We start from the raw sequence: 19756 nt of genomic DNA, 5'->3' as shown, positions 1-19756 counted from the left end.
GGACAAAACGCAGGGCGTTTTGAACAGCGCTTGCGCTGGCCCTTTAGGGCGAGGCCTTGTGCCGAGTAACGCGACAAGTGAGCGACAAATCGGTCAGGAACCGATTTGAACAACGCTTGCGTTGGCCCGTAGGGTGAACCTCATGGAAGAGGTTCATAACTCCCTGGGAGCATAGATAACTATGTGACTAGGGCGAACGAGCGTAGTCAACACCCCTGCAGTTTCATTGGCGACGGGTATAAAGCAAGGACAACAATATGACCAGTGAATTCACCGGCTTTAGCCAGCAAGGGCTGAATTTTCTGCAACAGGTGCGAATCGAGAATGATAAAGCGTGGTTTGACGCCCATCGAGATGTCTATGACCATGAGTTATTAATGCCGTTTCGTCAGCTGGTGGCTGCCCTTGCGCCGACGATGTTGATGATTGACCCACAGTTTGAAACGCGCCCAGCCATTGGCAAAACGTTGTCGCGCATCCACCGTGACACGCGTTTTTCCCATGACAAATCCCGTTACCGTAGCCGTCTGTGGTTAACGTTCAAGCGTGCCAGCAAGGACTGGAAGGATGCTCCTGCCTATTTCTTCGAGTTGGGTCCAGATATGCTGCGCTATGGGTTGGGTTATTATTGTGCCAACAAACCGACGATGGATCTGTTTCGCCATACGCTACAACGCCGGCCACAGCAGTTTTTAGGCGCAGCAGAGTGTTGCCGAGCGCCGTTTGAGCTGGTGGGGGAAAGCTACAAACGTCCACTGGTCAAAGATCAGGCGACAGATATTGCCACCTGGTATAACCGTAAATCCTTTGCGGTCATGGTCACCGACGTTCAAGTAGAGAAACTGTTCAGCGCTGAATTGGTTTCCCTCTTGGCGCAAGGTTTCCAGCAATTGGAGCCGCTTTACCAGTGGTTGATGCAGGTGGAGGCGATGAAACAGATCTCCCCAGAAGACTTATAGCTCCCGATCACCCATCACAGTAAATGCCAAAACGCCTCAATCAGTGGTTCGTTAAGGCGTTTTTTCTGCACACAGACCCCTAATTCGAATGGTTCAACCATCGAAACATTCCCCAAGAGAGAAATACGGTTGCGCACCGGTTCTGGGCTGTTATCGACCACTACGCCAGGGATCAAGGCGATGCCGCAGCCTAACGCCACCATGGAGACAATCGCTTCATGCCCCCCCACCGTGGCGTAGATCAATGGGTTGGTGATGTGCTGGCGGCGGAACCACAGTTCAATCCGTTTTCGTGAGGGGCCGTGTTCAGGCAGGATAAAGGGGATATTGGCCCAGTCTGGTTGTTCGGCAAAAGCCTGGGTACGCACAGTACAGGGGAGTGCCGGTGCAATCAGGACCAGCGGGATCTCACCGATTTGGGTGAACGCCACGCTGGTCGGTAACGTTTCTGGTCGGCCAGCGATGCCGAGATCAGCTTCATTAGATTGCACTTTGTCTACCGCATCGGCGGCATCACCGGTGGTTAACTTGATTTCTACCAGTGGGTGTTTCGCACGGAAGCGATCAAGGATCGGTGGCAGGTGGCTGTAAGCGGCAGTGACTGAACAGAATAGACGCAGTTCGCCACTTAACGACGGGCCATGTTGCCCAATAGCATGTTTTAATTGCTGATATTGTAGTAGTGTTTGTTGGGCGAAAACTTTTAGCTGTTCACCCGCATCGGTCAATTGCACGGTGCGGTTGTCTCGTAAAAACAGCGGTTGTCCAAGGAATTCCTCCAACCGCTGGATCTGGCGAGAGAGCGTGGAGGGGCTGACGTGCATGGCTTTGGCGGTTCGACCAAAGTGATGACTTTCAGTAAGATGCAGGAACAGTTTTAGGTCACGTAAGTCCATATCAGTACACTCGCAGCAGAAACCTTGCATAAATTGCAATATCACATTCGTAATATATCAATTTAAGCAATGCAATTCCTGTTATACAGTGAACTCAATCGCCCCCGCACTACGGTACGGGGATAAAAACCTAGACCCTATGGATTTCCCTTTTAGCTGATGGCGTTACCACAGCCAGGGGAAAGACAAGGGGAACAAGACAAAATTTAACCGGAGTAGCACGATGGCTAACTATTTCAACACATTGAACCTGCGTCAGCAGTTGGCGCAATTGGGTAAGTGCCGTTTTATGGGCCGTGATGAATTTGCTGATGAAGCGGGTTACCTGAAAGGGAAAAAAGTGGTGATTGTCGGGTGTGGCGCACAGGGTCTGAACCAGGGTCTGAACATGCGTGATTCAGGTTTAGACATCGCCTATGCCTTACGTAAAGAAGCTATCGATGAGAAACGTGCCTCATGGCGTAAAGCGAGCGAGAATGGCTTCAAGGTCGGTACTTATGAAGAACTGATCCCACAAGCCGATCTGGTGATCAACCTGACTCCAGACAAGCAGCACTCTGCTGTGGTGCGTGCGGTACAGCCATTGATGAAGAACGGTGCGGCACTGGGTTACTCCCATGGTTTCAACGTGGTTGAAGTGGGGGAGCAGATCCGTAAGGACATCACGGTAGTGATGGTTGCTCCTAAGTGCCCAGGTACTGAAGTCCGTGAAGAATACAAGCGTGGTTTTGGTGTGCCAACCCTGATTGCGGTTCACCCGGAAAATGATCCTAAAGGTGAAGGGATGGCCATTGCCAAGGCATGGGCCGCAGCGACTGGCGGCCACCGTGCCGGGGTGCTGGAGTCTTCCTTCGTTGCTGAGGTCAAATCTGACCTGATGGGTGAGCAGACCATTCTGTGCGGTATGCTGCAAGCCGGCTCACTGCTGTGCTTCGACAAGCTGGTGGCTGAAGGTACTGACCCAGCTTATGCAGAAAAACTGATTCAGTTCGGTTGGGAAACCATCACCGAAGCGTTGAAGCAAGGCGGGATCACATTGATGATGGATCGCCTGTCCAACCCGGCAAAACTGCGTGCTTATGCGCTGTCTGAGCAGTTGAAGGGCATTATGGCGCCATTGTTCCAAAAGCATATGGATGACATCATCTCTGGTGAATTCTCCAGCGGTATGATGGCTGACTGGGCAGCAGACGATGTCAAACTGCTGACCTGGCGTGAAGAAACCGGTAAAACAGCGTTTGAAACTGCCCCGCAGTTTGCTGGAAAAATCAGTGAACAAGAGTATTTCGATAACGGCGTGTTGATGGTCGCTATGGTGAAGGCGGGGGTTGAGCTGGCTTTCGAAACTATGGTTGATTCCGGCATTATCGAAGAGTCTGCTTACTACGAATCACTGCACGAGCTGCCACTGATTGCTAACACTATCGCACGTAAGCGTCTGTATGAAATGAACGTGGTTATCTCTGATACCGCAGAATATGGTAACTATCTATTCTCTTATGCGGCAGTGCCATTGCTGAAAGAGTTTATGACTACCCTGCAAGCGGGTGATTTGGGCAAGCCAGTGACGGGTACTGCCGTTGATAATGCGCAGTTACGTGATGTGAACGAAGCCGTGCGTAATCACCCAATCGAGTCTATTGGCCGCAAACTGCGTGGCTATATGACCGATATGAAGCGTATCGCGGTTGCAGGCTAACCTTCAGCTATCATGATCTATGCTGTCGCATTTGAGGCAGTATAAATAACAAGGCCAGCATCATTGCTGGCCTTATCTATTTTCAGATAACAGAAAGTTACTGTGGCATGGCTTCAAGGGGAATGATGGCCCCACGGTATTGGATCACGGTGCTAGCCGTCAGGTGACCGCGTTTGGCGGCACTAACGACATCACCACCGGTCAAGCGTACTGCCAGATAACCGGCGCTGAAGGAGTCCCCTGCCGCGGTAGTATCAATGACTTTTTCTTTGGGCAATTTGACTGCTGGCACATCATCAGCCTTACCCTCTGCACTGAACACCAGGCAAGAATCCGCCCCGCGTTTAATCACGATTTCGTTGACACCAAAGCCGCAGGTACGGTTCACCACCTGCTCAACCGGTTGTTGGCCCCACAGTAAATCTTCATCATCCAATGTCAGGAAAGCGATATCGGTACAAGAGAGGACATCACGATAAACTTGTTGAGTCTCTTCCTTGCTTTGCCACAGGCGTGGTCGGTAGTTGTTATCGAAAATCACTTTGCCGCCATTGGCGCGGCATTGGCGTAACAAGGCCAACAGTTTTTCCCTGCTGGCAGGGTTAAGAATCGCGACGCTGATACCACTGAGGTAAAGGTAATCAAATTTTGCTAATTGCGCGCACAAGCTCTCTGCTTGTGGGCTATCTAGCCAGTAACGGGCGGCAGCATCATTGCGCCAGTAATAGAAGGTGCGTTCACCGCTGGCGTCAGTTTCGATGAAATACAGCCCAGGCAGTTTATTGTCCAACTGCTGTACCAGGTCGGTTTTCACCTGCTCCTGTTGCCAGGCTTGTAGCATTTCCCGGCTAAAACTATCAGTACCCACTGCGGTGACATAGTGGACGTTCAGTGCTTGTTGTGGCACCTGACGAGCGATATAAACGGCGGTATTAAGCGTGTCACCACCAAATCCGCGGCTGAGGTCAGCGCCTTTTTGCGACAATTCGATCATGCATTCGCCAATAACGGCGAGGTTTTTGCTGTTCATGAGAATTCCTGGTTTCACAATGAGTCTGGTTGAGGCTATGGCTATAGTCTCAACGTAAGGCAGAATCGAGTCAATAGAAATAAAACACCGTTTTAATCGCTTTATGAGCCTGATCAGAAAACCCGTTGATGGGGTACCTATATCATCATCACCTTTCACATTGCGAGCGTTTTAACCGTAGGTCTTTTCAGATTTATTGACGGGTAGCTGGTTTGAAAGGAACACTCAGAGGCTAATAGAAAGGTGCAGCAACCAGCGCATTGAATAGGCTGTTTCAGCGCTGTTCCAAATGTAACTCGGTCATTACCGCTATGAATGAAAAGTGAGTCTTGTCTGTTTGCGAAAACCGGGCAATCAATGGCCCCTGCTGCAGGGGCCAAGATAATATTACAACGACTTATGCCGGGTTTCTTTTAGTACCAGCAGTGCGATCAGTGTCAGGCTAGCCATCGCCGCCAAATACATACCCACATAAAACAGCCCAAAATTATTGCCTAACCAGGTGGCAATGTAAGGCGCTACCGAAGCACCGAGAATAGAGGCGACATTATAAGAGAATGACGCACCGGTGTAGCGTACCTCGGTGGGGAACAGCTCTGGTAGTAATGCACCCATAGGCCCGAAGGTCAGGCCCATCAGGCTTAATCCGAGGAGTAGGAAAGCCATGACCAGCACCTGATTACCAGAGCCTAACATGCTTGGGAATAAGAAGGAGAAACCGATCATCATCAGTGTAATGGTGATCATCGTTTTACGGCGACCAAAGGCATCAGCCAAAAGACCGGCAATTGGCACCATAACACCAAAACCAATGACGGCGACCATCAGCATCCACAGGAAGGTATTGCGTGAGTAACCCAGCCCTAAAGGTTCGGGGGTGGTCCCGAAGGTCATTGAATAAACGGTCATCAAATAGAACAGGGTATAGGTAGCCAACATGATGAAGGTACCGAGAATGGTGACTTTCATATGTTTGGTCAGCAAGGTCCCGAGAGGGATTTTTACCTGTTTGCCCGCTTTGGCCGCCTTGGTAAACACCGGTGTTTCATGCAGAGACATACGTACATAAAGGCCAACGATGACCAGTGCGGCAGAAAGAATAAACGGCACCCGCCAACCCCAGGTCATAAATTGCTGGTCAGTCAATATCCAGGAAAGCAGCAGGAATGTGCCGTTAGCGAAGAAAAAGCCGATGGGTGCTCCCAACTGTGGGAATGAACCATAGAGTGCACGCTTGCGTGGTGGTGCATTCTCGGTGGCTAACAGCGCTGCCCCGCCCCATTCTCCCCCCAGACCCAATCCTTGGCCGAAGCGGGCTAGTGCCAGCAGAATCGGTGCTAAGATGCCAATGGTTTCATAAGTGGGTAACAGGCCGATGAATACGGTTGAAATCCCCATGGTCAGTAGCGAGGCAACCAAGGTGACTTTGCGCCCGACCCGATCACCGAAGTGGCCAAACAGGGCAGAACCGATGGGGCGTGCAATAAAGGCTATGGCGAAGGTTGCCAATGATTGCAAGGTGGCAGCCGCAGGGTCGCCTTGTGGGAAGAAAATATGAGGAAATACGATTACCGCCGCTGTGGCATAGATATAGAAATCGAAGAACTCAATGGCAGTACCGACCAGAGAGGCGACAAGCACTTTTCCCCGGGAGTTAACGGGTACAGCGGTTTCTTCTGCATCCAGAGTTGTGGTTGTGGTGGGTTGCATAGTTATTTCTTAAAATAATTTTTAAAGTTTAAAGGGCCATCTTAGTCATAGCAAAATCCCTTTTCAACGGCAGAAATAATAGTCGCTCAGTCAATACAGGTTAAAAAGTCCAATGTCTTAAAAGAGAGCACATCTATAGTTTTAACGTTGGATAAGCTCGCCATTGTTAGGAATAAACGCTGGTAAAAGGGGAAAGAAAAGTGAGGAAGTAGTTTGTTATGCTATTTCCCCCACTCAAGCTGATTAAAACGGCATTCAGCACACTGCGATTGGTAGCAATTCGACCAACACCGGTGTTCACTTTACCTGCGGTGGCGTTTTATTTTTTGGGTATTGCGCCGTAGCAATCCAGGCGGCACAAAACAGTGTTAAGCGTGCGAAGAAGTAAAAGAACGCCATCAACCCAATGACCGAACCAAAGGCTGCGCCAGAAGGGGACCTGGCCACTTGAGGGAGCGTCATTGTCATTACAAACTTAATGACTTCGAAACCGATAGCGGCGATCAGCGTACCGCGTAACAGCGCTTTTTTCTCAGGTTTATGGCGCGGTAGCATCCAGAAGATCCAAAGAAATAACAGGTAATTGGCAAAGATTGAGATAGACAGGGCAATTAGCGTCATCGCTGGCCGTAACCACTCAATGTCATCCAGCCCCAGTAAATGCACGATAGTCGCCTGGGCAGAACCGGCGATAGAGGTCAGTGATAGCGTCACCATTAATGCCACCACCAGACCAGTAAGGGAAACAAAGTCACGCATGTAGCGGAAATAGAATTTTTCCTGATCCTGTGAGCGGCGTTGCCAAGTGTCACATGACTGGGCGCGGATCGCTTCACGCAGGTTACCCATCCAACTGACACCTGAATAGAGCGCCAGCGCCAAACCTGTCAGGCCCACCGTAGTACGTTGCTGGATTGCTGTGTTCACGGTGTTTTTCAAGGTATTGGCAAGGCTAGGGTCGCTGATGCTATTGGCGATTTTATTGATCAGTTCCGCCAGTAGGTCGGGATTGGAGGCCAACACAAAACCGACAGCAGCAAATGAGACCATCAGGATGGGGATAAGAGAGAGAAAAGAGAAATAGGTAATGGCCGCACCGAATTGGCTACCCATGCGATCGTTAAATCGATCTGTGGCACGCAACAGGTGAGCGATGCGGGGCCAGGTTTTAACACGTTCCAGCAAAGAGAAAAATCCAGCAAGACCACCATCTGCTTTTCGATGGGGAATTTTGGGGGCGCTTGGTGGCTTCTCTGTGGTTTTGTGTGGTGGCTTAGGGGTTGATCCGATAGACATTGTGTAGTGATGTCCTTAGCAACAAATGATACGACATTGCTTTGATTATACTCGCGATACTTTAATTTTCAGCATGATTGGTCAATTCTTGTGACGAATAGTGCGGCAAAAACTTAAGCAATGCAAAACTATTCCCTTCATCTGAATTCCTTCAATTTTTATCTAGTTAACCAGCAGGAAAGCGTCTACTCATCTTATGGCGCAGTGTTTTTCAAGTTGTTGCTGTGCCTACTGCAGCCATAACGGCTGAAACGATTATTACCTGTTATCAATAGATAGAAAGGAAGGTCCTATGAAACTGTTTAATCATCCAAACTGCCGCCCATTTACTGAAGCGGGCAATCTGTCACAACTCTCTGCTTATTATGAAGAGGAGCGGCATATTATGTGGATGTTATTACGAGCTGAACCGCGCCCCTGTTTTAACCAGAAACTGATTGAGGACATCATGACGTTGGCGCGGGTGGCGCAAGAGTCGACACTGCAGTTCGACTTCTGGGTGACGGGGTCGTTGGTGCCGAATATGTTTAATGTCGGCGGGGATTTGAACTTCTTTGCCGAGTCGATCAAAAACAATCAACATGAAGCCATGATGGCTTATGCACGGGCCTGTATTGATTGCGTTCATGCTGCGGCTCGTGGTTTTGATACTGGAGCCGTAACTATCGCGATGGTGGAAGGAAGTGCGCTAGGTGGAGGGTTTGAAGCGGCACTGGCACACCATTTTGTATTGGCGCAGAACAACGCACGCATGGGGTTCCCAGAGATCGCCTTCAATCTGTTTCCGGGTATGGGTGGTTATTCACTGGTTACGCGTAGGGCTGGGATGCGTCTGGCAGAAGAGTTGATCTGGAAGGGGGAATCTCACACCGCCGAATGGTTTGAAAGCCGTGGACTGGTGGATCAATTGTTTCAACCCGGGGATGCCTATATGGCAACCCGAACTTTTATTGATACCATCCGACCTAAACTCAACGGTATGCGTGCCATGCTGCGTGCTCGTCAGCGAGTGCTCCAACTGACCCGTTCCGAACTGATGGATATTGCGGAGGATTGGGTACACTCAACCTTTACCATTGAAGAGAAGGACCGGGTATATATTGAACGGTTGGTCACCCTGCAGGATCGGCATGCACTTAGTTTGCGTCGCGTTGGTTAACCTTTATAGCCAAGTTTATTCAAGTGACAGCTAAGTGGTAACAACGCTTTCTGGCGCTTGAAAGATGATGGCAATAATCCCGCCCGCATCACTGTGCTGGTGATTGCGGGCGATACGATTGCAACCACGCCTCAAACTGTTCAGGAGGCATTGGCCGTGCAAACAAAAAGCCCTGTTTTCCATCAACGCCAACACTATCGAGGAATTTGCTCTCACTTTCCGTTTCCACGCCTTCGGCAATCACTTTGAACTGTAGCGCTTCTGCCGCTGCAACAATGGCTCGTATTAATGATTGCGCCACTGGGTTCAGATCGACGCCACGGACAAAGCTTTGATCCAATTTAATGGCATCAAGCGGGATACGTGCAAGTTGCGCCAGAGAAGAATAGCCGGTACCAAAATCATCCAGGTGTACTTGTGCGCCTAACGTTCTTAATTGAGTGATGACTTCACGTACTCGGTTTTCATCATCAATCAGGCTGCTTTCTGTCAACTCAAAGTCCAGCGAACCGGGTGAAAGTTGGTTTTCCTTTTGTACCCGAACAAAGTCATCAACGACACTATCATCAACTAATTGCCGGGCAGAAAGGTTAACGGCGACGCGTATATTCAGGCCTTGCTGTTGCCACTTGGCGGCTTGTTTAGCCGCAGTTTCCAGTACCCAGCGACCCAGAGGGGCGATTAACCCAGACTCTTCCGCATAAGAGATAAACTGTAGCGGTGAGATTAACCCTCGTTCGGGGGAATCCCAGCGAACCAAGGCTTCTACGCTGCACACCTCACCGCTGTGTGCGTTGATCTTTGGTTGGTAATACACCACCAACTGATTTTGCTCCAGTCCTTTGCGTAGATTGGTATCCAGCCACATATATTCAGCTACTCGCCGATTCATTTCGGGGGAGAAAACAGTAAAGGTCCGTTTACCATTCTCTTTAGCCACGTACATCGCGGTATCGGCACTCCGGATCAGGCTATCCAGGTCGTGCCCGTGCTCTGGACACAAGGCGATGCCGATAGAACAGCCGGTATAAACTTCGATCAGCCCAATGCGGAAGGGATGTTTCAGCCGTTCGATAATTCGTTGAGCCAGCTCCTCTAGCTGGTGTTGGTCAGCTTTCGATACCAATACCAAAAATTCATCCCCGCCCAGCCGGGCGAGAATTTCCCCATGATTAAGGCAACTGAGAATAGAGCGGGAAACTTCAACCAGCAAACGATCACCAAACATATGACCATAGGCATCATTCACTTTTTTAAAGTTGTCGAGGTCCAAATAGACCAACCCGACGCTGCTGTCGCCACGTTCGTTAACCGCTCGAGCAATGTATTCCTGAATTGCATTACGGTTTGGCAGACTAGTGAGAGTGTCGGTATTGGCCAGCACCCGTAGATGTTCCCGGGCCCGGCGCTCTTCCGTGATATCTGTACCGGAACAAATCAGGAAAACCTCTTTTTTCCCACTGCCACTGTGGACAAATTTATTACGAAACAGGAATAATCGTTCACCTTTAACGGTTTTGATCAAGCGTTCTACTTCATAGGAGGAGCCGTTACGGAAGAAACCCTGAATGTTGCGGCGTGACGCTTTGGCCTCTTCGGGGCTCATAAACAACTGGAAGACATTTTTGCCGACCACATCTTGTTCTTGCAAACCGGTATATTCTTCACTCAGGCGGTTAAAGCGCTGAACGCGCCCATGTTGGTCAACGATCACAATCACGGAGTTGGCTTCTGAAACCACTTGTTCGGCAAATGACAAACCGTGTTCCAGGTCACGCGCTACCGCCTGCGTATCAGTATAAGCTGAAGCGGTTCCCCCCCATTCAAGTTTATTGATTCGCCGCCCGACCAAGTGCAGATGAATAGGTTCGCCGGCAAGTTGAATAGTGAGATCCAGACTGGCGGTGACCCCACTCAGACGGCGGATTTTCGCTGCATCCAGGTCGCTAAGGGCTACTGCGATATGTGTTTTACCTTTAACAGCGGTTAACTCTAGCGCATTACTGTCGAACGTCAGGTGCCAATAGGGGCTGCTAGTGCCAAAATGAACGTTGAGTAGCATGGGGCCCTGGTCTGCGAACATGATCCTTCCTTAAAAAGCGGGAGTGCGGGGGCAGTGATTAACAATATAGACTCAAATTTGTACAAGTCATAGCCAGCCAACGATAAGCAATTTGAATGATTTAAAGTATAGACCCAAGTTGATTCAAGTTGCAGAGGATTTGAACCATGACTCGGCTGGTTGATGGTGGCATCTTGCTTGGCAGCTTGGCTATCAGTGTCTAACGCGATCAGCGGTCTCAAATCGCTTACCTTTGGGCAGCGTTTTTGTTGCTTGCTCAAATTATGGGGTTTATCTCGGTTTATTCAGCATGGTTCTGTTTATCTGACATAGTTCTGTTGCCGTTTATCGGCGAGTTGCATAGACTGATGGCTAATTATATTAAACCAGCCTAATAACTCACACATTATTCATAATTTATCCATAATTGACCGATAAAGTGATTTTTGATTTTAATATATTTACACTCCATTAGGTTACTCTATATTCGTCGGTATATTATTATTTCACGACAACAGCCCCATTGCTTTTTTGAATTTTTAACGTGTTTATATACTCAATGTGAATAGTATGGTTGGTGAGCGATGTTGATAAACAACGCTCCAGATAAAAGGCAAATTTTAAGGAAATAATTATGCGTAAACTTACTGCTTTATTTATCGCTTCTACTTTGGCTTTTGGCGGCACCACGATGGCCTTTGCGGCTGATGATGCCACTGCCCCTACGGCTGCACCAGCCGCGGCGCCTACGGCCGCACCCGCTACAGATACCGCACCAACGAAAATGATGCACCATAAAGGGCACAGCAAAGAAGGGCGTGGTAAAGAAGGGCGTGGCAACGATGGGCTGTTTGCGGGCCTGAACTTGACGGAACAGCAACGCCAACAAGTACGCGATATCATGAAGGAATCGCAGCAAAATTTCAGCCAGGAAGCGAAAGGTCAGCGCCAGGCATTGCACCGTCTGGTGGCTTCCGAGAGTTTTGATGAGGCCAAAGTAAAAGCAGAGATTGATGCCATCAGCAAAGTGCATACTGAGCGCATGTTGCAACGAGCTAAAGCGGAAAACAAAGTCTATAACCTGCTAACTGCCGAGCAGAAAAAGCAATATAACGAGAATTATCAAAAGCGTGAACAGAAAATGATGGAACATATGGAGAAAATGAAAGAGAAGCGGTCTGCTGATCAATAAATAGATATTTAATAACGCTACGTTGTATATAATCAGATAAAACAGGATCCCATGTGGGTCCTGTTTTTTATCAGGGCAGCGCTAATTATCGTGTGGTGGCTTGTGGCCTCACGGCACCCTGTTCAATGGTTAACGCGAATATCTCTCTCGAGACAGCTATCAATAAATCAAAATAGCAGGATAAGTGTTTCAATATGGAGCGTTAACTGGCAGGTGAAAAGCCAAAATGAAACGTTGGCTACCCAAGCCCATTCAATTCGCTGGGCTTGGGTATAGTTCGTACCATTAACGCATGGTGACAAACTCTTCTGCCGCTGTTGGGTGGATAGCGACGGTATTGTCGAAATCTTTCTTGGTGGCACCCATTTTTATTGCCACCGCAAAGCCTTGTAAGATCTCGTCCATCCCAAAGCCAATACCATGCAGGCCGACGATCTTCTCATCTTCACCCACGCAGACCAGTTTCATCCGGCAAGGTTGGCGGTGCTGGGTGACCGCGCTGTACATTGCGGTGAAGGACGTTTTGTAAACCTTCACCTGGTCTGCGCCAAATTTTTCTTTTGCTGCCGGTTCAGTCAAACCAATCGTACCGATTGGTGGATGGCTGAATACCACGGTAGCAATATTGCTGTAATCTAGGTGTTCGTCCGGTTTATTGTTGAACAGGCGCTCAGACAGGCGGCGTCCGGCAGCCACGGCCACCGGGGTCAGTTCTACCGCACCGGTATTGTCACCGACCGCATAGATACCTTTGACGTTGGTGTTCTGGAATTTATCGACTTCGATATAGCCTTTGTCATTGGTTTTTACACCAGCAGCAGCCAAATTCAGGTTATCGGTTGCCGGTTCACGCCCAATGGCCCAGATCAGCGAGTCGACGGTGAATGTTTTGCCATTCTCCAACCGCAGTGTCAGGCTGCCATCCGCATTTTTGCTGATGGATTGGGGAATAGATTCGGTATGTAGGCTTGGCCCTTCGGTGTTCATCACTTCCACCAGGGTTTCTACCACCATAGGATCGAAGCTACGTAGCGGCGCATGTTTACGTACAAATAGATGTGTTTCTGCCCCCAGTGCATTCAGCACCCCGGCAATTTCTACCGCAATATAGCCAGCGCCCACCACGGCGACGCGTTTTGGCATGGCATCCAAGGCAAAGAAGCCATCGGAGTCAATGCCGTATTCAGCCCCAGGAATAGCGGGGTGATTGGGGCGACCACCAGTGGCGATCAAAATATGGTCGGCAGTGATTCTTTCACCGTTGACTTCGATGGTATGCGCATCAATAAAACGCGCAAAACCCTTGATCACGTCAACGTTATTCTTAGCGAGTACATTGTCGTAAGAGGTATGGATACGGTCAATATAAGCGGTGCGGTTGGCGATCAAACGTTGCCAGTCAAAATGGTTGACGGTGGTATCAAAGCCGTAATCCGGCCCATACTGGTGGATAGCCTCGGCGATTTGTGCCGCATGCCACATCACCTTTTTCGGCACACAACCCACATTAACGCAGGTGCCACCAAGTTCTTTGGCTTCAATCAGGGCGCATTTCTGACCGTACATGGCAGCCCGGTTGATCGATGCGATACCACCGCTGCCGCCGCCAATTGCTAGATAATCGTAATGTTTCGTCATCTGGGTTTTCCATGCGAGTTGTGATTCAAAAAATGATAAGTTTAACGCTTGGCAGGGCTTTGTCGCAAAGATTGCGTCAATAGTTGTAATAGGTACAACCTAGCCTCTGCCCGTTTCAACGCCGTTGCCGCTGTTCGGCAACCACTGGGGTTTAACTTTTATTCTGGTACCACCCAGTTCACCAGATAGTGACCGATACCCGTGGGTACCAGCACTTTATGTAACCATGGCAGCACATTGTTCATCTGCTGCTCCAACTTCCAGGGTGGATTAATCACAATCATGCCTGATGCGGTCATTCCCCGTTGTTCACTGTCTGGTTTTACTGCCAGTTCAATTTGCAGGATGCGCCGTATCCCGGTTGCTTCCAAGTCCTTGAGCATCCGCTTGATTTGCTGACGCAGTACTACCGGATACCACAATGCATAGGTACCGGTGGCAAAACGTTTATAACCTTCCTGAATACCGCTTACCACGTTTTGGTAATCGGTTTTGAGCTCATAAGGTGGGTCCATCAAGATGAAACCACGGCGAGACAGGGGGGGCAGTTGTGATTTCAGTTGTTGATAACCGTCGGCACGCAGCACTTTGGCGCGTTCGTCTTTCTGGAACTCGCTGCGTAGTAGCGGGTAATCTGTTGAGTGCAATTCGGTCAGATGAATTTTATCATGTGGCCGCAGTAACTGGCGGGCAATCAACGGGGAGCCGGGGTAATAGCGCAAGGTGCCGGAACGATTAAAATTATGCACGGCGCTCATATAGGCCGCCATTTCTGTTGGCAGATCATCACGCTGCCACACCAGACCGATACCGTCCAGGTATTCCCCGGTGCGCTCGGCATGCTCGCCACTTAACTGATAGCGCCCAGCACCGGAGTGAGTATCCAGATAGAGTAGCGGTTTCTCTTTTTCTTTCAGCGACTCAATGATCAGGCTTTGCACGGTGTGCTTGAGCACGTCGGCGTGATTGCCAGCGTGAAAACTATGGCGGTAACTTAACATGGCGTCTGGTTATTCCTTGCGCTCCTGGTGGAGCAAAATGTAATAAAGGCCGATAATGGCTACAGTATAAACTTTCTGGTCAAGAAAAAGTGAACGACGTTGACTTGTTACGCGACCTAACCGCCAGATAGTGTTCATCGTTAGACTGGGTGGCAGGTTTTATCAGGTGCGCCATTGATTTTCATGCCACTTGGCACCATGTTAATTAACATTATTTGACCTGAACTCTGCCTCGGGTCAACAACCATAATCAGGACTTTCCTTATGACTAATCCGTTGCTGACACCGTTTTCCCTACCTCCGTTTTCGGCTATCCGCCCTGAAGATATTGTGCCTGCAGTGCAATCTGCCTTAAATGACTGCCGTGCTGCCGTCGAGTCTGTGGTGGCGCAACCGGGCCCATTTACCTGGGAAAATCTGTGCCAGCCGCTGGCTGAATCTGATGATCGTCTGGCCCGTATCTGGTCGCCAATAGGCCATCTGAACTCAGTGAAAAACAGCCCAGAATTACGCGAAGCCTACGAGAAGGCGCTGCCCTTGCTTTCTGAGTATGGCACTTGGGTGGGGCAGCATGCGGGGTTGTATCAGGCTTATTGCAATCTGAAGCAGGGGGAAGGTTTTGCCAAGCTGACCCAGCCACAGCGTAAAGCCGTGGAAAATGCACTGCGTGATTTTGAGTTATCAGGTATTGGCCTGCCAGCGGAAAAACAACAGCGTTATGGTGAGATAGTTGCTCGGCTGTCTGAGCTGGGTTCGACCTACAGTAATAATGTGCTGGATGCCACCATGGGGTGGAGCAAGCTGATTACAGATGTGAATCAGTTGAGTGGTTTGCCAGAAAGTGCCTTGGCCCAAGCGCAGGCGATGGCACAGGCTAAAGAGCAGACCGGCTGGCTGTTGACGTTGGATATGCCAAGTTATCTCCCGGTGATGACTTATGCGGATAACCAGGCACTGCGTGAAGAAATTTATCGTGCCTTTGCTACCCGAGCCTCTGATCAGGGGCCAAATGCAGGCCAGTGGGATAACAGCGAAGTGATGGCAGAAATGCTGGCTCTGCGCCATGAATTGGCCCAACTGTTAGGTTTTGGCAGTTATGCTGATAAGTCATTGGCGACCAAAATGGCCGAGAACCCGCAACAGGTACTCGATTTTTTGAACGACCTGGCGAAGCGTGCGCGCCCACAGGCAGAACAAGAATTAGCCCAACTACGTGCTTTTGCCAAACAGCACTATGGTGTGGAGCAGCTTGAAGCTTGGGATATCACTTATTACGGTGAAAAACAGAAACAGCATCTGTTTTCGATCAATGATGAACAATTGCGGCCCTACTTCCCGGAGCAGCGTGCATTAGAAGGGTTGTTTGAAGTGGTGAAGCGTATTTACGGAATCACTGCTAAAGAGCGTAAGGATGTGGATACCTGGCATCCTGAAGTGCGCTTCTTTGATCTGTTTGATGCGGCGGGTGAACTGCGGGGTAGTTTCTATCTCGATTTGTATGCTCGTGAGCACAAGCGCGGCGGTGCCTGGATGGACGATTGCGTGGCCAGCTTGGGTAAAGCCAATGGCGAACAGCAAAAACCGGTGGCCTACCTCACTTGTAACTTTAACCGCCCGCTAGGTGACCAACCTGCGCTGTTTACTCATAACGAAGTCACCACCTTGTTCCATGAGTTTGGTCATGGCTTACATCATATGTTGACGCAGATCGATACTGCGGGTGTTTCTGGTATCAATGGCGTGCCTTGGGACGCGGTGGAGTTGCCAAGCCAATTTATGGAAAACTGGTGCTGGGAACCGGAAGCGTTGGCGTTTATCTCTGGTCACTTTGAAACCGGCGAACCTTTACCCGAAGCGTTATTGAACAAGATGCTGGCAGCGAAAAACTACCAGGCAGCGCTGTTTATCCTGCGCCAGTTGGAATTTGGTCTGTTTGATTTCCGTATGCATTTCGAATACAGCCCGGAAAAAGGGGCTCAGATCCTGCCAACGTTGGCTGAGGTCAAGAAAATGGTTGCGGTGGTGCCTTCACCTAGTTGGGGTCGCTTCCCACATGCGTTCAGCCATATTTTTGCTGGGGGCTATGCGGCCGGTTATTACAGCTATTTATGGGCGGAAGTGTTGTCGGCAGATGCTTACTCGCGTTTTGAAGAAGAAGGCATTTTCAATGCTGAAACCGGTAAATCCTTCCTGGATAATATCTTGTCCCGTGGGGGCTCTGAAGAGCCGATGACGTTATTCAAGCGCTTCCGTGGCCGCGCGCCAGAGCTGGATGCGATGTTGCGCCATTATGGTATTAAAGGATAACTCGCCCCGTGAGCGTGTTTTTATGCTGTGAAGCAGGCGCCGACCCCGGCGCCTTATCTATGTTGGCTGAGCGTTGGCAATTGACCAGTGACGAAAATGCGTTGCTGGCGCTGGTATTGACGCCAGAGCGGTTAGAGTTACGTAAGCGCGATGAGCCAAAACTTGGGGCGATCTACGTTGATTTTATCAACGGCCCGATGGCGCATCGGCGGCGTTTTGGTGGCGGGCGCGGTGAGGCGGTCGCTAAAGCGGTGGGCATCAAGGGCAGTTATCTCCCCAGCGTGGTGGATGCCACTGCCGGGTTGGGGCGTGACGCATTTGTTCTAGCGTCACTGGGTTGCCAGGTACGGATGCTGGAGCGTAATCCCGTGGTTGCTGCACTGCTGGATGATGGTTTGCAGCGGGGCTATCAGGACCCAGAGATTGGCCCTTGGCTGCGTGAACGGATGACGCTGCTGCATGCTTCGAGCCTGACGGCCTTGGCCGATTTGCAACCTCCCCCGCAAGTGGTGTACCTCGACCCGATGTATCCGCATAAGCAGAAGAGTGCGCTGGTGAAAAAAGAGATGCGAGTTTTCCAGTCATTGGTGGGCAGCGACGCTGATGCGGATGAATTGCTTGAACCGGCTCGTCGGTTGGCAACCAAACGGATTGTGGTGAAGCGCCCTGACTATGCACCACCGCTGGCAGATGTGCCTGCGCATGCCACCACGACTACCAAAAATCACCGTTTTGATATTTATATGCCTATATAACAGGGTCAATATATTCATAATAATTATGATTGAACGGTGTCACACTTTCTCTATGGGGTCTACAAGGTGACTAGTAACCCCTGAGCGCTTGCTGCATAATCTCATTGAATTACAATAAAATAAAATGAGATTTTACTATGAAAAAGAGACTACTTCCCTTACTGCTTGGTTTGAGTGGTTCGGTTATTGCAGCCGAACCTATTAATATCACTATCCTGGGTACCTCTGATCTGCATGGTACTTTTGTACCTTGGGATTACGCTTCTGATACTGAAAATTTGGCGGGTAGCCTAAGCCAAATTGCCACGCTAGTGCATCAAATCCGTGGCCAACAGCCGAATGTGATTTTGGTGGATGCTGGGGACACCATTCAGGGCAACTTTGTTGAAACCTTCAAGAATGATAAAACCAGCCCGATGATGTTGGGCTTCAATGCGTTGAACTACGATGTGTGGGTGATGGGCAATCACGAGTTTGATTTTGGCCTGAAAGTATTAGAGACCTCGTTGAACCAGTTCAATGGGACGGCGTTGGCGGGCAATATCTTCTGGGAAAGCGGCAAACCCTATTTACCCGCTTATAAGATAGTGGAACGCCAAGGGGTGAAGATCGGCATTATCGGGATGGACACACCCATGACAGCCGAGTTTGCCAAGGGGACTGATCACATCGATGGCCTGAAATTTACCGATCCGGTACAGGCGGTAAAACAGGTGATTCAGCAGCTTGACGGTCAGGTGGACGCTATTGTGCTGGTGGCCCATATGGGGATCGATAATGAGAACCAGCGGCCTGGAACGGGAGTGGGCGATATTGCACGCGCCAACCCGGAACTGGCGGCAATTGTTGCTGGGCATATGCACGTCAAGATAGATAAAGCGGTGATTAATGGCGTGATCATTACCGAGCCGGATAAATATGGCCGCGCATTATCGCGTATCGACCTGCAATTTGAGCCGCAAAATGGTCAGTATGTGTTGATCAATAAAGACAGCTATACCTACCCCATCAAAGGGATGGCTTCTGACAAAAAGCTGGAACAGATCTATCAACCGTTCCATACCATCCTGCGAGCCAATGCCAACCGACCCATTGCCCAATTAACGGGGCAGGATCTGGTTCCGCCCGATGCGGTGAAGGGGATCCCTCAGGTACATGTGCAGGATACCGGTATCAGTGCGCTGTATCAGGAAGCGCTCCGTTACTACGCACCTAAGGCGGAAGTGATCGCGTTACAGATAGATAATGACCAACCAAGGCTGAATGTGGGTACGATTACGGCCAAGGATATCGCCTTTAACTACCAATATGCTGGCGGAGAAATTACGGTTTATCAGCTTACCGGCAAAGAGTTGAAGGCCTACATGGAGTGGGCTGCAGACTACTTCAACCAGTTGCAGGATGGGGATGTCACCTACAGTTTCAACCCGCAACGGCGAGCTTCCAAATATTCCACCAATGACTTTTTTGATGGTGTGACTTACACCATCGATTTGCGCAAGCCAGCCGGGCAACGCATCACCGACCTGAAGTTGAACGATGGTACGCCAGTGACGGATACCTTACCCATTCGCTTGGGCATGAACAGCTATCGCATGGGGCATTTGACGCAGAAAGATGGAGTATTGGCAGGGATGGAGTTTCCGATACTTTCAGACACCAAAGCTGAGTATGGCGAAGAAGCCGGGACCGTGCGCAATTTGACCCTGCGTTATTTAAGTGAAGTGAAAACAGGGCAATATCAGGGTAAAACGATGCAGCGCTGGAAACTGCTGGGCCTGGAAGGTTATGAGCGTGAACGCCAGATAGTGGAAAACCTGCTGAATACGGGCAAAATCAGTGTGCCGACCAGCGATGATGGGCGTTATACCAATGTCGCCTCTATTAATGTCAAAGCCTTGTTGTTTAGTGATCCGCAAAGCAAACAGCAACAGATTAGGGCGCTGAAGGAGCAGGCACAAATGGAGAGCGATCCGGTTATCAAACAGCGGTTAAGTGATCGAGCCACGATTATTGAGGCAATTAACTAAGATACTTGAGATATGCCGGCGT

At 49.8% G+C, this 19756-nt stretch carries 14 protein-coding genes; 7 read left to right on the top strand and 7 right to left on the bottom strand.

Annotated elements, in window-relative coordinates:
* Positions 1–257: 257 nt before the first annotated feature.
* A complete protein-coding gene (locus tag AC2A06_RS10495) occupies positions 258–959 on the top strand; it encodes a DUF2461 domain-containing protein (protein ID WP_484380223.1) in 702 nt (233 codons plus the stop codon).
* A 14-nt stretch (positions 960–973) separates the two neighbouring features.
* Here AC2A06_RS10495 and ilvY read toward each other — a convergent pair whose 3' ends face one another.
* Positions 974–1855 carry an HTH-type transcriptional activator IlvY gene (ilvY, locus tag AC2A06_RS10490; RefSeq protein ID WP_484380222.1) on the bottom strand — a complete coding sequence of 294 codons (882 nt, stop codon included), beginning with the start codon at positions 1853–1855 and terminating at the stop codon, positions 974–976.
* A gap of 223 nt (positions 1856–2078) precedes the next feature.
* Between ilvY and ilvC the strand changes: the two genes are divergently transcribed.
* Complete coding sequence (gene ilvC / locus AC2A06_RS10485) at positions 2079–3554, top strand: ketol-acid reductoisomerase (RefSeq protein ID WP_484380221.1); 1476 nt, start codon at positions 2079–2081, stop codon at positions 3552–3554.
* 97 nt (positions 3555–3651) lie between these two features.
* Here the strand turns inward: ilvC and kdgK are convergent, their stop codons facing one another.
* From kdgK to yhjD, 3 genes are all read right to left on the bottom strand, one after another.
* Positions 3652–4584, bottom strand: coding sequence for a 2-dehydro-3-deoxygluconokinase (kdgK, locus tag AC2A06_RS10480; protein WP_484380220.1), 933 nt, complete (start codon positions 4582–4584; stop codon positions 3652–3654).
* 387 nt (positions 4585–4971) lie between these two features.
* The gene (locus AC2A06_RS10475) at positions 4972–6294 is read right to left on the bottom strand and encodes an MFS transporter (protein WP_473196528.1); all 1323 of its coding nucleotides are present in this window, start codon (positions 6292–6294) and stop codon (positions 4972–4974) included.
* Between the two features lie 297 nt (positions 6295–6591).
* Positions 6592–7590, bottom strand: a complete 999-nt coding sequence (gene yhjD / locus AC2A06_RS10470) for an inner membrane protein YhjD (protein WP_484380219.1) — start codon at positions 7588–7590, stop codon at positions 6592–6594.
* Positions 7591–7882: 292 nt separating this feature from the next.
* Here yhjD and AC2A06_RS10465 point away from each other — a divergent pair, with 292 nt between their 5' ends.
* On the top strand, positions 7883–8749 hold the full coding sequence (locus tag AC2A06_RS10465; RefSeq protein ID WP_023489237.1) for a crotonase/enoyl-CoA hydratase family protein: 867 nt from the start codon (positions 7883–7885) through the stop codon (positions 8747–8749).
* A gap of 88 nt (positions 8750–8837) precedes the next feature.
* Here AC2A06_RS10465 and pdeR read toward each other — a convergent pair whose 3' ends face one another.
* On the bottom strand, positions 8838–10832 hold the full coding sequence (gene pdeR / locus AC2A06_RS10460; protein ID WP_484380218.1) for a cyclic di-GMP phosphodiesterase: 1995 nt from the start codon (positions 10830–10832) through the stop codon (positions 8838–8840).
* A 613-nt stretch (positions 10833–11445) separates the two neighbouring features.
* Between pdeR and spy the strand changes: the two genes are divergently transcribed.
* Complete coding sequence (gene spy, locus AC2A06_RS10455) at positions 11446–12003, top strand: ATP-independent periplasmic protein-refolding chaperone Spy (RefSeq protein ID WP_484380217.1); 558 nt, start codon at positions 11446–11448, stop codon at positions 12001–12003.
* Positions 12004–12288: 285 nt separating this feature from the next.
* Here the strand turns inward: spy and gorA are convergent, their stop codons facing one another.
* Positions 12289–13641: a glutathione-disulfide reductase gene (gene gorA, locus AC2A06_RS10450; RefSeq protein WP_484380216.1), complete on the bottom strand. Its 1353-nt coding sequence runs from the start codon at positions 13639–13641 to the stop codon at positions 12289–12291.
* A 158-nt stretch (positions 13642–13799) separates the two neighbouring features.
* Positions 13800–14642, bottom strand: a complete 843-nt coding sequence (locus AC2A06_RS10445; RefSeq protein WP_473196533.1) for a 23S rRNA (adenine(2030)-N(6))-methyltransferase RlmJ — start codon at positions 14640–14642, stop codon at positions 13800–13802.
* Positions 14643–14906: 264 nt separating this feature from the next.
* On the opposite strand from AC2A06_RS10445, the gene prlC reads away from it, so the two are divergent.
* From prlC to AC2A06_RS10430, 3 genes are all read left to right on the top strand, one after another.
* Complete coding sequence (gene prlC, locus AC2A06_RS10440) at positions 14907–16949, top strand: oligopeptidase A (protein ID WP_484380215.1); 2043 nt, start codon at positions 14907–14909, stop codon at positions 16947–16949.
* Between the two features lie 8 nt (positions 16950–16957).
* Positions 16958–17704: a 16S rRNA (guanine(1516)-N(2))-methyltransferase RsmJ gene (gene rsmJ / locus AC2A06_RS10435; protein ID WP_473196535.1), complete on the top strand. Its 747-nt coding sequence runs from the start codon at positions 16958–16960 to the stop codon at positions 17702–17704.
* A 137-nt stretch (positions 17705–17841) separates the two neighbouring features.
* The gene (locus AC2A06_RS10430) at positions 17842–19734 is read left to right on the top strand and encodes a bifunctional metallophosphatase/5'-nucleotidase (RefSeq protein ID WP_484380214.1); all 1893 of its coding nucleotides are present in this window, start codon (positions 17842–17844) and stop codon (positions 19732–19734) included.
* Positions 19735–19756 lie beyond the last annotated feature (22 nt).

The sequence above is a fragment of the Serratia sp. HNCC26DJ244 genome (genome assembly GCF_057180565.1).
The sequence above is the reverse complement of the archived record's forward strand: the minus strand, read 5'-3'. Positions and strand labels throughout refer to the sequence as shown.

Bases quoted from the DNA above. Each gene is read 5' to 3' on its own strand.
- AC2A06_RS10475 (WP_473196528.1), bottom strand. From the start codon at position 6,294: ATGCAACCCACCACAACCACAACTCTGGATGCAGAAGAAACCGCTGTA.
- gorA (WP_484380216.1), bottom strand. From the start codon at position 13,641: ATGACGAAACATTACGATTATCTAGCAATTGGCGGCGGCAGCGGTGGT.
- yhjD (WP_484380219.1), bottom strand. From the start codon at position 7,590: ATGTCTATCGGATCAACCCCTAAGCCACCACACAAAACCACAGAGAAG.
- AC2A06_RS10465 (WP_023489237.1), top strand. From the start codon at position 7,883: ATGAAACTGTTTAATCATCCAAACTGCCGCCCATTTACTGAAGCGGGC.
- AC2A06_RS10495 (WP_484380223.1), top strand. From the start codon at position 258: ATGACCAGTGAATTCACCGGCTTTAGCCAGCAAGGGCTGAATTTTCTG.
- ilvC (WP_484380221.1), top strand. From the start codon at position 2,079: ATGGCTAACTATTTCAACACATTGAACCTGCGTCAGCAGTTGGCGCAA.
- pdeR (WP_484380218.1), bottom strand. From the start codon at position 10,832: ATGTTCGCAGACCAGGGCCCCATGCTACTCAACGTTCATTTTGGCACT.
- AC2A06_RS10430 (WP_484380214.1), top strand. From the start codon at position 17,842: ATGAAAAAGAGACTACTTCCCTTACTGCTTGGTTTGAGTGGTTCGGTT.
- prlC (WP_484380215.1), top strand. From the start codon at position 14,907: ATGACTAATCCGTTGCTGACACCGTTTTCCCTACCTCCGTTTTCGGCT.
- spy (WP_484380217.1), top strand. From the start codon at position 11,446: ATGCGTAAACTTACTGCTTTATTTATCGCTTCTACTTTGGCTTTTGGC.
- AC2A06_RS10445 (WP_473196533.1), bottom strand. From the start codon at position 14,642: ATGTTAAGTTACCGCCATAGTTTTCACGCTGGCAATCACGCCGACGTG.
- ilvY (WP_484380222.1), bottom strand. From the start codon at position 1,855: ATGGACTTACGTGACCTAAAACTGTTCCTGCATCTTACTGAAAGTCAT.
- kdgK (WP_484380220.1), bottom strand. From the start codon at position 4,584: ATGAACAGCAAAAACCTCGCCGTTATTGGCGAATGCATGATCGAATTG.